The sequence below is a fragment of the Sphingobacterium multivorum genome (genome assembly GCF_039511225.1).
In the GTDB taxonomy this organism is placed as follows: Bacteria; Bacteroidota; Bacteroidia; order Sphingobacteriales; family Sphingobacteriaceae; genus Sphingobacterium.
Genome location: NZ_CP154261.1, coordinates 1,054,342 through 1,069,036 on the forward strand (window position 1 = coordinate 1,054,342; position 14,695 = coordinate 1,069,036).

7 protein-coding genes are annotated in these 14,695 nt (G+C 40.7%); all 7 read right to left on the reverse strand.

All coding sequences use genetic code 11. The features are described from left to right. Nucleotides 1-23: 23 nt before the first annotated feature. Entirely contained in the window at nucleotides 24-2,495 is a 2,472-nt protein-coding gene (locus tag AAH582_RS04275; protein ID WP_343321289.1) for an ABC transporter permease, read from the reverse strand. Nucleotides 2,496-2,531: 36 nt separating this feature from the next. After that, nucleotides 2,532-4,952 (reverse strand): ABC transporter permease, encoded by a 2,421-nt coding sequence (locus AAH582_RS04280; protein ID WP_343321290.1) that lies wholly within the window; start codon nucleotides 4,950-4,952, stop codon nucleotides 2,532-2,534. A gap of 60 nt (nucleotides 4,953-5,012) precedes the next feature. Further along, nucleotides 5,013-7,388, reverse strand: coding sequence for an ABC transporter permease (locus tag AAH582_RS04285; RefSeq protein WP_343321291.1), 2,376 nt, complete (start codon nucleotides 7,386-7,388; stop codon nucleotides 5,013-5,015). Nucleotides 7,389-7,436: 48 nt separating this feature from the next. After that, nucleotides 7,437-9,842: an ABC transporter permease gene (locus AAH582_RS04290; protein ID WP_343321292.1), complete on the reverse strand. Its 2,406-nt coding sequence runs from the start codon at nucleotides 9,840-9,842 to the stop codon at nucleotides 7,437-7,439. A gap of 44 nt (nucleotides 9,843-9,886) precedes the next feature. Then, complete coding sequence (locus AAH582_RS04295; protein ID WP_046672289.1) at nucleotides 9,887-10,564, reverse strand: ABC transporter ATP-binding protein; 678 nt, start codon at nucleotides 10,562-10,564, stop codon at nucleotides 9,887-9,889. 95 nt (nucleotides 10,565-10,659) lie between these two features. Next, entirely contained in the window at nucleotides 10,660-13,026 is a 2,367-nt protein-coding gene (locus AAH582_RS04300) for an ABC transporter permease (protein WP_343321293.1), read from the reverse strand. 62 nt (nucleotides 13,027-13,088) lie between these two features. Beyond that, the gene (locus AAH582_RS04305; protein WP_046672247.1) at nucleotides 13,089-14,342 is read right to left on the reverse strand and encodes an efflux RND transporter periplasmic adaptor subunit; all 1,254 of its coding nucleotides are present in this window, start codon (nucleotides 14,340-14,342) and stop codon (nucleotides 13,089-13,091) included. Nucleotides 14,343-14,695: the final 353 nt, after the last annotated feature.

Below are 14,695 nucleotides of genomic sequence, written 5' to 3' on the forward strand. Positions count from 1 at the left end.
ACAATTTGATAAACTATGTGTTGCTATTCGTCCCGTAAGCTATTTACGGGATTTTGGATAGCTGCCTTGATCGATTGAAAACTAATAGTCAGCAGCGTTGCAAACAAAGCCAGACCGGCGCCCAGAATAAATGGACTTGCGGTCAGATCAATGCGGTAATAAAAGTCTTCAAGCCATTTGCTGCACATCCACCAGGTCAATGGTGCGGCAATAAGAATGCTGATTAAAATAAGCTGTACAAAGTTTTTGGCGAGTAAATGGAAGATATTGGGAATACTTGCACCCAAAACTTTACGGATACCGATCTCTTTGCTGCGTTGGAAAGCTGCAAGGGTAATCAGTCCAAATAGACCCAGGCAGCCAATTAAGATGGCAACAATTGTACTCACGTTAATTAATTTGCCCAGATTTTGCTCTTTTTGATAGAGTGACGCAATCGTTTCATCGTAGAACTTTATTTCTATGGGGAGTCCCGGAAAAAATTGCGTATATACTTTGTTGATCGCTTCAATACTGGTTTTCCATTCTTTGCTGTTTCCCGATAGTTTTATATTGAAGGTATAGGCACCACGGCTAAAACTGCGCAAAGCCAAAGGCGTGATCTCTTTATAGAATTCCTGGGCATGAAAATCTTTAATAACGCCAACGATCGGGAAGGTACTGTCTTCTTGACCAATTGACTTCCCGATGGCATCTTGAGGCGAATTGAAGCCGAAAGCCCTGACAGCAGATTCATTAATAATATAAGCATTGACAGTATCTGACTGCGGTAGATTGCTGCCCGCAATTAACTTCATGTCATAGACAGCGATATAATTCGGATCCGCATTTTTAAAGAAAATATCCGATGAAATTTTCTCTTTTAAGGTAGGGTCTTGTCGATGAAACCAAGAGGAGGAGTAATTGTTTGTTAAAGGCTTGCTACCAATTGAGACCGCCGCAACCCCTTTTATCTTTTGGATCTCGTGCAGAAGTGTTTGTTTCTTACGCTGGTCAATTTTTTCCTCGTAAAACTTGTTGACAAGTTTGGACGGGAGGTCAAAAGTGACTACTGCATTTTTGTCAAATCCCATATCCTTGTTGAGCGTATAGGAGAGTTGTTGGCCGATGATAAGGGCTGAAACTGTAAAAAATTGAGCAATAAAGAATTGGAATACAATTAACGTCTTCCGGAGGTTGATTTGTGTTTTTCCAATTTGAAACTGCTTGCCAGCCCGAAATAAATTGACAGGCTGTACCTTTTTAATTAACCAAGAAGGATATGCCGAGGAAATTAAAGTCGTTACGGTCAGTAAAATTGCGATAAACAGCATGGATGTCGTCGAACTTGTAAAATCCTTTACTTTCTCCGGAATCATTTCTTGAAAATAGAAAAAGGCCAGTTTCGTCAGAAAGACCGAACAAACAAGTGCAATAGCAATGGTTAAAAGCGATTCAAAGATAATTTGGCTAACCAATTTTCCCTGACTACTTCCCAATGTTTTACGGACACCAATATCTTTACTCCGCGCTGGTATTTGTGCCGTACTAAGATTGATATAGTTGATACAGGCCAAAAGCATCAGAAAAGCAGCTACGGCAATTAACCCATAAATAACGGTTTTGCTTGTTCTTTCGGCGTACCATTCTTTTATGTGGACTGCAAAATGGGAATCTTTTAGTGGCATGACCACGACCTTTCGGTTGTAGTCAAACCTCGGTTTTTTTTCCTGGCTGAATTCCTGCCATTTTTTTTGTCCGATCTTATTGATAGCTGCCTGGATTGGAAGGTCTTTTACACCATCTTTTAATCGGATATAAAGTCTGTCAGTACCATTGGTATTCGTCCAGACATTCAGTGGGTAGACTTCATCTTTAAGCAAGACGAATTCTGTGCCATTGAACTCCGTGTTGAAGCCAAGGTCATCAACAATGCCAGTTACTGTTTTGGGTATACTGTCGTTATAAAAGATGGTTTTGCCGATTAAGCCCTGGACAGCCTGGTTTGGGAAATAAATGGCTGCCCTTTTTTTTGTTAATACGATGTCGTTGGCAGTTGAAAATGCTTTCTCAGGTGAACCTGCTAACCATTTGTAGCCAACGAGCTTGAAGTAGTCGCTGGTAGTCTCCGTCACATTGCCTTCAGCCTCATCAAAGTCCTCGACAAGTTTTTGATTTTTTTGTCCCTTGTTGATTGTGACAGATTCCATTTGATAATTTCTGAATGCTGGAGCAACCAGCTCGACACCCGGAATTTCTTTTCGAATGGCTTGATAAAAAGGTTTTGCCAATCCCCCGTTATAATTGTCCTTACCATCATTTTTAAACTGGGAAATGATCCGATAGGTTTGCTCAAGCTGAGGAACTCCGGCTTCGAAACTATACTCATAATTGACAATCTTAAAGATGACCCAACATGAGGTAATGCCGATCGCCAGTCCAATAATATTTAATAGGGAGAATAGTTTATTCTTCCAAAGTTGTCGAATTGTCGATTTTAATAGGAGGTTGTTCATCGCAGAAGTATTATGATTGGATAAGATTATAGCAGATTATTCGTCTCTTAAACTGTCTACCGGGTTTGCTCTTGCCGCCTTAAGAGTCTGATAACTTACCGTGAATAAGGCGATCATAATGGCCATGAAACCAGCAAAGACAAACATCCACCATTGTGGCTCAATGTGATAAGCAAAGTTGTCGAGCCATTTTTTCATCGCCATCCAGGAAAGCGGTGTCGCGATGAAGAGCGCTACTGCCAATAACTTGATAAAGTCGGAAGAGAGGAGGAGGATTAAATTATAGATGGATGCACCGAGAACTTTCCGTACGCCGATTTCTTTGGTACGCTGTTGGGCTGTATACGTAACAAGTCCCAATAAACCCAGACAGGCAATAAAAAGTGCCAATCCGGAGAAAGCTGTAAAAAGTCTTCTAAAATTAAAATCCGCTTCATATTGCCGATTGAAATTATCGTCCAGAAAGCTGTATAAAAATGGGCGGTGTGGTACGAGCTCATTCCACAGTTTGCCGATTCTCGCAACGGTCTCAGGCTGGTTTACATGTTGGATATTCAAGGTTAAATACCGGCTGCTGCTTGGTTCAAGTCGCAATGCTAAAGGCTCAATCTTACGGTGCAAAGAAAGGTAGTTGAAATCTTTCACCACTCCAATAACAGTTCCTTCTCTTCCCCATTGACGGAATTGTTTGCCTATGATATCCTGTGGATTTGAATAGCCCCATTGCTTTGCCGCAGATTCATTAATAACAAGTGAATGAGCAGTATCAGCAGGGAAATCTCTCGAATAAGCACGTCCCGCAGCCATCTGTAAACCGATATTAGGAATAAAGTCAACATCGACTTCGTATAAGAAAGGAGCAAATTGAGTCATCGTTCCGTTAGCTGACATGATTTCGGTTCCGGCATTTGGAAAAAACGTTCCCGGTACCGTACGTGATGCGGTGACAGACAAGACATCTTTGTCTTTGGCGAGTGTGGATTTTATCGCTTCCAGGTTATTGTTTACCTTATCATCGAAATTATAATCAATGACAAGCCGTTGATCTTTTTGAAATCCAAGATCTCGGTGCTGTAATTGATCTAGTTGAGAAAAAACGACGACTGTACCTGCAATGAGTGCAATGGAAAGGCAAAATTGGAAAACAACTAATACGCGACGTAATAATGTGCCACCTTTGCTGTTGCTATAACTTCCTTTAAGTACTGCAATCGGTTTGAAATTTGCTAGAATCAACGCGGGATAGCTGGCAGCAAGAAGTCCCGTAAAAATGGTAGTGAATAGGAATATTGCCCAGGTCGTCCCATTTTTCAGGGATGAATAATTGAGGTGTTTGCCCGAGAATGCTTCCAAAAAGGGGAGAAAGGCCATAACGAGCAGTATAGCCAAAATACTACTGACGAATACAAGAACCAATGATTCAGACATAAACTGAAAGATCAGATTGCTTTTGCTCGCGCCAATGGTTTTTCGGACACCGACTTCTTTTGCTCTTTCCATTGACCTGGAGGTCGCAAGATTCATAAAATTCACGCAGGCAATAAGTAAGATAAAGCCACCAATGATGGTGAATATATAGAGATTTTGATAACTTCCGTTTGTACCGGGTTGACGATCTGCCGACGAGTGCATGTAAGCTTGGAGGAGAGGCTCGATATGGAAATTGTATTTTGCGTTGGGGTTTTGATTTGTAGGGAGATGCCGCTTGAGAAACTCCGGTATTTTTTGGTCGAACTTAGCAGGATCAAAGTCTTTTGAAGCGAGAAAGTACGTGTAGAAGTCTACATAATCCCAGCCTTCTTTATTAAATACGTCTGGCCGTGCTTTTCGGAATGTATTCATCGAGAGCAATGCATCGAACGTAAAATGTGAATTAGCAGGTACATCGGCCATTACTGCCGTTACAGTATATAGACCTGCGTCAGCACGGCCCGCAGCTAAGCCTCCCTCAAGCGTCTTGCCAATGGGATTTTGATCTCCGAAATATTTCTTTGCAGTACTTTCTGTTAATACGACAGAATAGGCGTTTTTTAAAGCTGTATGAGGATCGCCGGCCAAAACCTTCCAACTGAAGACATCAAATGCAGTAGAGTCCATGAAAAATACATTTTCCTCCTGGAATCTTTTATCGCCCTGTTTGAGCAGGATAGACGTTTGACCCGAGAATTGAACAACTTTCTCGATTTCTGGAAAGTCTGCTTTGATAGCTTCACCAATAGGTCCATTGCCCCAGATTTGATGCTGCTCTGTGCTGCTAACATCTTTATAGTCGTGTACGATGCGGTAAATCCGCTCTTTGTTTACGTGATACTTATCGTAGGAAAGTTCGTTCTGAACATAAATTGCGATCAATAGGCAACAGGCCAAACCTATCGCAAGGCCAATGATGTTGATGGTCGAGTATCCTTTGTTCTTCTGGATATTGCGCCAGGCTATTTTTATATAATTCTTGATCATAGCTTTATTTCTTGAGTGCCAGTGAATGCATATCAATCATCCACGTTCTTATATTTCTTTTTATTCGTCCCTTAAACTATCTACGGGATTGGATAAAGCTGCTCTAACGGCCTGATAACTGACGGTGACAACGGCAATTAGCAAGGCCAGGATACCACCGAAGACAAATGTTTGCAGTTCTAGATCTGTTTTATATGCAAAATTGCTCAACCATTGTTTCATCAGGTAAACCGCGATGGGACAGGCAATCAGAATGGAAATGGAAACGAGTAGCACGAAATTTTTTCCCAATAGCCGGACGACACCAAAGGTGCTAGCTCCAAGAACTTTACGGATGCCGATTTCTTTTATACGCATTTGCGCTTCGTGAGTTGCCAATGCAAACAGACCTAAAGCAGATATAAAAATGGCGATACCTGCAAAAACATTGAACAACAAACCTGTACGCTGTTCGGATTTATATAGACTATCAAATTGCTGATCAATGAAAGTATATTTGAAAGGAGTGTCTGATGGATAGCGGTTATAGACCTTTTCTAATGCTTTGATGGCCTCAGTGGCTTTTTTGGTACTTGTTTTAACATAAAGCGTGCCCGAGCCCCAGCGCGTCCAGAAGACCATTGGACCTATTTTATCTTTGATGGATTTGAAGTGAAAATCTTTCACCACACCGATAATTTGTCCAGGGAAATCGTGGAAACTCATATTGGATCCCACATATGGCGGCTTTAACCCCATTTGTTTTGCTAAGGTCTCGTTGATAATATATCCGGAAGAATCCGCTGGCAGGCCTGTGAAATTTTTCCCCTCAACGAACTGTATATTCATTAACGGAATAAAATCCTTGTCAATTTTGGCTTGCGCTACAATTAGCTTGTTGTCTTTGGATTTGCCAGGCCAATCTATATCGCCCGTGGCATTTCCGAAATCTGTCATGTTGTAAACACTTGAAAGAGAGACTCCTTGTATTGCGTCGTTATTTTTGAGTTCGGTCTGTATGGCGTCCATATGTTTGTAGGCCTCCTCAGGAAGACCAAGTGTAATGACATGATCTCGGTCGTATCCGAGGTTGATCTTTTGGATAAAATCCAGTTGATTGCGGATAACCAAGGTGCATACAATCAGTGTTACAGACAGTGTAAATTGAAAAACCACCAATATTTTACGCATGGTCGTTGAGGAAACTCCTTTAACTGATTTTCCTTTTAACGAATGAATGGGATTGAATGAGGAAAGCTGTATCGCAGGATATATACTGGATAAGCCTAGTGTGCCGATAATCGCAACACCTATATATAACCATATTGTACTGTTTTGGAAGGAGTAGCTGATTGATTTTTGTGCAATTTGATTGTATCCAGTATGAAGTAAAAGGATAAGAATGAAAGCTATTACGAGCGAGCAAAAGAATACAACAACCGTTTCGGTGATAAACTGTAAGAATAGATGGAGACGATTGGCACCGATTATCTTTCGGATGCCAACATCTTTCGCCCGGTCCAATGCCCGTGCAGTACTCAGATTGACATAATTTACTGCACCAATAACCAATAATAAGATTGCAATGATCCCAAAAATTTGCACCATGCGAAGTGTCGATTTATTGCCGTCCGGGGCGATTAAGTGCATGGTTTTTAAAGGATCTAAAACAAAGATGGTTGAATTTTCACCATCGCGGGCTTTGGTATAATTATCCGAGATAAATTTTCCAATGAGGGTAGGAGAAGCCGTTGGTTTTACTTTGACGTAGGTAGCGAAGCTGTAATTGCCTAAGTCTTCATCGATTGTTTTCCATTTTCCATTACCGCCCCAATTTGTAAACCGTTGTGCATGATAACCTAATGGAATGATCACATTGAATTGCATCGAGGAATTTTGTGGAACATCTTTTAAGATACCGGCTACGGTGAACAGATCTGTACCGTAACGGAAGGTCTTTCCAATGACCTGCTGGCTGCTAAAGAGTTTTTCCGCTGTCGATGCTGTGACCAGTGCCTGTTTATAATTTTCCTGAAAACCTACAAGCGAACCCTCTTGTAAGGGAAAATGAAACATATTAAAAAAACTGCTATCAACATAATAGATACTCATATCCGTTACAGGGCGTTTCAGCTTATCGTTGACCAAAGTAACATTATAATCCTGTGAAACGCGCGTTGCAAATTCTACGTCGGGTGCATTTTGGGCATAATTGCCTACAGGACCCGGCGTAATCCCCCATATTGCGCCATTGTGTTCTGGATCCAAATGGGAATTTACGGTATATATGGCCTCATAGTTTGGGTGAAATTTATCAAAGCTCTGTTCATCCTGTACCCAAAAAATAATTAATATCGCTGCAGTAAGACTGACCGACAGACCTAATATATTGATCGCGGTATAGAATTTTCTTTTCCTTAATTCTCTAATTGCGGTTATTAAATAATTCTTTATCATAGGGACAGGTGTTAGTTGTATTGTTCATTAATGAGCTTCTTTATCATCTTATTCATCTCTTAAACTATGTACTGGGTTTGCACGTGCCGCTTTTATGGATTGGTAGCTCATCGTAAAAAATGCAATAAGTAAGGTTGCGGCAGCCGGAATAATAAACATCCACCAGGATAGCTCTATTTTATAGGCAAAATCATCCAACCATTTGTGCATCGCCCACCAAGCAATTGGGGTAGCAATCAAAATAGAAATGAGTATAAGTTTGATATAATCTTTTGATAATAATCCAATAATCCCCAATACCGTGCTTCCCAATACTTTTCGAATACCAATTTCTTTGGTACGTTGTACCGTGGTGATGGTAACCAGACCGATCAATCCCAGGCAGCTGATGAGAATTGTCGTCGATGTAAATAGATTGATAATCTTCGAAAATTTTAGATCACTGCTATAGAGTTCTTTGATTTGCTGATCATAGAAATCATATTTGAATGGGGCTTTTGGATAATATTTTTTCCATTCTTTCTCAATCTGTTTTAAAGTTTCCGGCCAGGTAGTTGAATTACTATTGAGTTTGACGCTTAGTCTGTTTAATTCCCATTTTTTAATAGAGCCCAGCATGACAACAGGTTGAATGGCTGCATGGAGATTTTTTGTGTGAAAATTGTCGGTTACACCCACAATCTGCCGCTGTTTGTCGGTATAGGTGACAAAGCTACCTACAGCATTTTCAGCGGATTTAAAGCCTAACTTTTGAACGGCGGCTAAGTTTAACACGATGCCTGTGCTCGTATCGGCCAACTGCAGCGGGCGGCCAGCAAGCATTTTAAAATTATAGAGTTTAAAGTTATCTTGGTCGACAAATTTCATTTGTACATCAGCTTGTACCTGTCCCGTATCACTTTTCGCAAACAAGGCATTTCCCCAATGGTCGTTACTCATGGGCAGATGCCCCAATGAAGCCTGCTCTACACCTGTGATGTGCTTAATCGCTTGCTTAAAAACAAAAGGATCAACATTACTGTCCTGGTAGCTTTTACTCGGGAAACGTAGGGTAATGATCGCATCCTTATCGAAGCCGGAGTTATTCTGTAGCGCATGTTTCAACTGTAGACCAATGATGCAAGTTGAAATAACAAACAGCTGAGCAATCAAAAATTGAAATATAATGAGCATTTTCCGAAAAGAAAGATTGCCAAATTTGAGACTTTGCGCATTTGAGATTTTAATGACTTCAACAATCTTGACTTTGTTTGTTAATAAAATCGGGTAACCTGAGGAAATTAAGGTAATCGTGATTGTAAGTGTTGCTAAAAATAGCGATACTCCCCATGGATCGGGATACAACTTGAGCTGATCGGGAATATAGGAGGCTAAAACTGTTTGAATGAGAATAAGTAAAGGCCAAGATAAAAGCACCGAAAAAGCTGTAATGCAAAATGTTTCCAACAAAAAGGACTTTGTAATTCTTTTCTGGCTTTCTCCTAATGTCTTTCTGATACCAATCTCTTTAGCCCGCTGCGGGATTTGGGCGGTAGCGAGATTGATGTAATTGACACAGGCGAGTAAAAGCAAAAATATACCTATGCCGATTAGGCCATACATTATTTTCTTATCAACATTATTTTGCGCGTAAGAAGTAAAATGTAAGTCTTTTAAAGGTACTGTGTTTACATGCATTTTAAACCCAAACTTGTCAAATTCGGCATGCGTCATCTCATAGGCCTTTTTATCGGCTGTCTTTATGAGGTTAGGAAGGGAAGCCGATGATTTTATCTTAATAAAGAGCTGCCAATTTGAATTTGAATTGTTCCAGTTTGTGCTATTCCATTCCTTTTCTGGAATCTGGATAAATTCTTTACCCAAAAAGCTGCTTGGATGGGCTAGATCTTTTACAATGCCGGTGACATTGTATAATGTGCTATCATAGGACAAAGTCTGTCCTATGATTTGGTCTATTGACCTGTTTGGGAAATACAATTTAGCCCGCGATTCTGTCAGGATGACTTCATGGCTATTTTTTAGTATATTCCTTTGGTCGCCAGCTAACCAAACATAAGGTGTCATTTTGAAATAGTCTCCCGTGGTACCGATGATATCGGGTTGATCTTCAAACTCTATTTTCTGCGTGCCGCCAATATTACTGACACGCTCAAAGTATTGTTTAAAGATGGGTACTGTCAGTTCAACATGGACAAAGTTTTCCTTGATATATGCCGGTAATGGTGCGGGAACACCATCGAAATGATCTAATTTATCCTTTTCTTCATAGGAGGTATGGACCTTGTAAATCTGCTCACTTTCCGGATGATGCTGATCAAAACTAAATTCATAATTGACGATACGGAAAATAAGCCAACAGGCACTTATTCCGATGGCAAGCCCAAGTACATTTAAAAATGTGAAAAGACGGTTACGCCATAGTTGTCTGAAAATTAATTTAATCGTACTCATCATCTACAGGTTATTAGGTTTAATATCTTGGTAATATATGAGTTGTCTTATACTGAAGTTGTTTCCATAATTACTTGCCCATCTAGCATGCGGATCACACGATCAGAAAACTTAGCATCGTGCTCACTGTGTGTTACCATGACGATGGTTGTGCCGGCTTCATTCAATTCAGTAAGGAGCTGCATGACTTCGTTACCATTATTGGAATCGAGGTTACCTGTAGGCTCATCGGCAAGAATCAATTTTGGATTATTCACGACAGCGCGAGCAACGGCCACACGTTGTTGCTGACCTCCGGAAAGCTGTTGTGGAAAGTGATTTCGGCGGTGCATGATCTGGACTTTTTCCAAAACTTCTTCTACACGCTTTTTGCGTTCTGCAGCTGGAACATTGGTATAAACCAGTGGAAGTTCCACGTTTTCAAATACCGTTAGTTCATCGATTAGATTGAAGCTCTGGAATACAAAACCAATGTTATGTTTGCGGAGATCTGAGCGACCACGTTCTTTGAATTTGGCAACTTCAATCTCGTTGAACAGATAGCTTCCTTCATCCAAATCATCCAGCAATCCGATAATATTGAGTAAAGTCGATTTTCCACAGCCCGAAGGACCCATTACAGCAACAAACTCGCCCTCTTTGACATGAATGTTTAGGTTGTTTAATGCGACGGTTTCAACTTCTTCAGTGCGGTAATACTTTTGAAGGTTTGTGATCTTGATCATATTTTTTGTGCTCATGGTTTTTATGTTTTGGATCCTTGGCGATATTGCCTTGGACAGTTATTATTTCTGTTATTAAATTCTGTTTATTTAATTGTTTATTGATCTCTTAAAGTCTTCGTCGGATTGGCTATCGCCGCTTTAAATGCCTGTGAACTGATCGTCAGTAGGGCAATAACAATTGCTGCCACAGCACTGATGACAAAGATGGTCCAGGAAATCTCTACATGATGTGCATAGTTGGTTAACCATTTGCTCATAATGATCCATGCAATAGGAAAGGCAATGATACAGGAGATCGCTATAAGCGTAACAAATTCACGGTTGAGCATTTGGATAAGTCCCGAAACAGAGGCCCCCAGGACTTTACGAATACTGATTTCTTTTGCGCGTTGCTCTGTTGCAAAGGCGGCTAAACCAAACAGGCCCAGGCAGGAGATGATGATAGACATCAGTGCAAATACACTGGATAGTTGCTGTACAAAAAGCTCAGCTTTAAACTTATTATTGAAACTATCATCTAAAAATTTATAGTCAAAAGGGAAGCCCGGGTTATTTTTGACGATGACCTTCTCAATTTGTTGAATGGCATCTGGTAAATCTACTCCAGCCTTTGTCTTGATGGTCATGATGCCATTATCTCTATTCATTGGTAAAAATAGCATCGGCTCAGGATCGGCATACACATTGTTATAAACGAAGTTCTTGACGACACCGGCGATGGTGAACTTTTCCTCACCGTAACTGATGATATTACCGGCCACAAGGCCATCTTTTTTGATCAGTTTTGCAAATGCTTCGTTGATGACAACCGAGGTGCTATCACCTACAAAATTTTGATGGAAGTTTCTACCGTCAAAAAGCTTTAGATCCAAAGCAGGAATAAGACCTTCATCAGAACGTAACATGCCAATCAAAATACTGGCATTTGGATCTTTTCCATCCCAGTTAAAACCCGACGTATTGGAGTTGATATTGAGTATACTCATATCACTGACACCGACCTCTTGCACAGCTCCTGTTGCCAATAATTGATTTTTAATCAGTGGGAGATGTTTGGCCATATCACCTTGTAGCGCTGTTGTTATTACCTGACTCTTATCAAATCCGAGATCCCTGTTCTTGTTGTGCTGAATCTGTTGGTAGATAATAATGGTACAGATAATCAAAACGACGGATGCCGTATATTGTAAAATCACCAATCCTTTGCGTACAAGACTTCCGCTTCCGGCTTTTTGCTTCGCACCTTTAATTGTCGTTAGTGGTTTGAATGCGGATAGGAAAAATGCGGGATAGCTACCTGCAAATAGGCCACAGGCAAGGGTAATTGCCAACAGAAAAAGGAGGTGTAAAGGTGCCGATAAATTAACCTTCAGCTCTTGGCCTATCATTGCATTGAAAGGACCGATAAAGATGTAAATCAGCAACAAGGCTACCAGGGAAGAGATGGTTGCCAATACGAGCGATTCCCCTAGGAATTGCGTCACCAAAGATTTGCGGCTTGCGCCAACAACTTTACGCATACCCACTTCTTTTGCTCTTTTTTCTGATCTTGCTGTTGCGAGATTCATAAAATTGATGCAGGCAATCAATAGAACAACCCAAGCAATAAAGGTAAATAGACGTATATTTTTAATACCGCCTTCTATTTCATTTCCGCTATTGTCAAATTGGTTGTAAGTAATCCAACGTTCCATTGGATAGAGGTAATTTTGTGAGAACGTGACTTCACCATTGGTTTTGTGTTTGACAAAATCCATCATCTGTTTGTTGATCTGATCAACATGGGCATTATCTTCGACCTGAACCAATGTTTGTACACCATTGTTTCCCCAGTTTTCCAACCAATCCTGACCAGCTTCAAACTTTTTGAATGGAATCAGCCATTGAAAATCATAGCTGCTATTTTTGGGTAGGTCCTTGATTACCCCTGCAACAATAAATGGCTCAGTATTGTTTGTTTTAACGGTTTTTCCCAATGCCGGGCGGTTACCAAATAATTTATGGGCAGCTGTTTCTGATAATACGATATTGTTGACCTGATCGAATGCGGTCTTTCGATCACCCTCCAAAAATTCCAAGGAAAGCACGTCTGCAATGGAGCCATCGGCATATACCCCTGTCTGAAATATATTATTGTCTCCTACAGAAAATAACATGGGCGAATTCCAGCTCATGCGAACGGCATGCTTAATACCGGGTATTTCTTTTGCTACACTTTGGGCAAATGGTCCAGGTGTCGATTCGAATACATAAGTAGCACCATCGTAAATCTGTTTTGATTTGACAACATAGATATTCTTTTTGTTGGCAAAATTATCGTTGTAGCCCAACTGGCTTTCAACCCATAAAAAAATCAACGATGCCGCAGCGATACCGACCGCCAATCCAAAAATATTAAGAAAGCTGTACCCCTTGGTTTTCCAAAGGTTGCGAAGTGCGGTTTTAATAAAGTTTTTAATCATAATTAAGTCGTATGATAAAAGCGGTTATCGAGAGATCTGATGTGCTCGATAACCGCTAGATGTTACTTTTTAATATTTAGCTCTTGCACCTTATCGTAGGTCTCATAGCTCGATACGATAACCTTATCGCCCGGTTGTAGACCTTTGATAACCTCATAATATTCCGGATTTTGTCTTCCTAATTGGATATCGACACGATATGCTGTACTTCCATTTTTATCCAATTTGAAGATCCAGTTACCACCGGTCTGTTGATAAAAACCGCCTTTTGCCAGCAATAACGCTTTGGTTTCATCGCTTAATGCCAAACGTATTTGTAAAGTCTGTCCACGGCGGATCCCTTTGGGAACATCATTGATAAACTCCATGTCAACCTGGAATCGGCCATTGGTGACTTGTGTATAGACTTTCTTGATACGGAGTTTGTAGGTTTTTTCACCGATAGAAAACTCCCCTTGTAGATCTGGGAAAATACGGTTGATATAATGTTCATCGATGTCAGCACGCACTTTGAATCCTGTTAAGACGTCGATTTGTCCCAATCGTTCCCCTGCGTTTTTATTTTGCCCGATCTCTGCATCGAAGGCGGTCAATTGCCCGTCAACAGGTGCCCTAACAATCAAGTCGCCAATTTTCCTTTTCATCAGTTCCAATGCACTCTGCGTGCGTTGGTAGGTTTGTTTGTCCTGATTGGTTTTCTGCGCATTGGAGATTTCGTCCTGTTTCAGGATCTGTTTGGTCAAGTTGACCCGTTCTTTTTGATAGTTGTATTCGTTCTTTGATTTTTCGAACTCCTGTGTCCCAATGGCTTTTTCGGCAAGTAATTTTCTGTTTAGATTATAGATCCGCTCCGCTTCCCGGTAGGCCTGTTCTACATCAGCCATTTGGTTGCGGTTATTGATTGATGCTTGTTGTGCATTGGTCTGCGCAATTTGTGACTGTGTCAATAGATTGAGCACTTGCGTTTCTTGTTGTACCAGGGTAAGCTCCTGATCGGTATTGGAAAGACGCATGATGGCATCCCCTTTTTTCAGGATAGCGCCATCTTCTACAAATTTTTCTTCTACACGTCCACCTACAGATGCATCGAGGTATATACTGCTAATGGGAAGCACTGTGCCATTTATGGGGATAAATTCTTGAAAGTTACCGTTTTTTATTTCGACAATAGAGATGCGGTCAGCTTCAACATTCAGTTTGCTTTTGCCGGAGGTAAAATAGAAACTGGCGCTGATCAATCCAACTAAGCCAGCAACCCCCACAATAGTCATGATACGTTTGCTATTCCACTTCTTCTTTTCTAAAGGTCTGTCCATAATTTAATATCAATTTTGTATGTAACTATGAAAGCTGTGCCAAGAATGTAATTTGCTGATTGGTAGGTTTTTATTTTGTTGAGTGTTAAGCTTGGTGTTCGATAGCGGACACTTCTTGTACGAAGGCGTACAACTGGAAGTTTTTTGCTGTTTAGGGCGTCCACTGAAGCGCTGTGAGCAACTATAATTTGGCTGCGGTGATGCACATTAGTTCCGGTGGAGCAAAGGTTATTCTGCTAGCGTAAATGGGTTAAGAGGACGTAGCTATAATGATCGATTAGTCCTGAAGGTTGGCAAAAGAGGTCTATTCAGAAGTCAGGATTTCGATCTATTTCAGTATAAGACAATAGCTA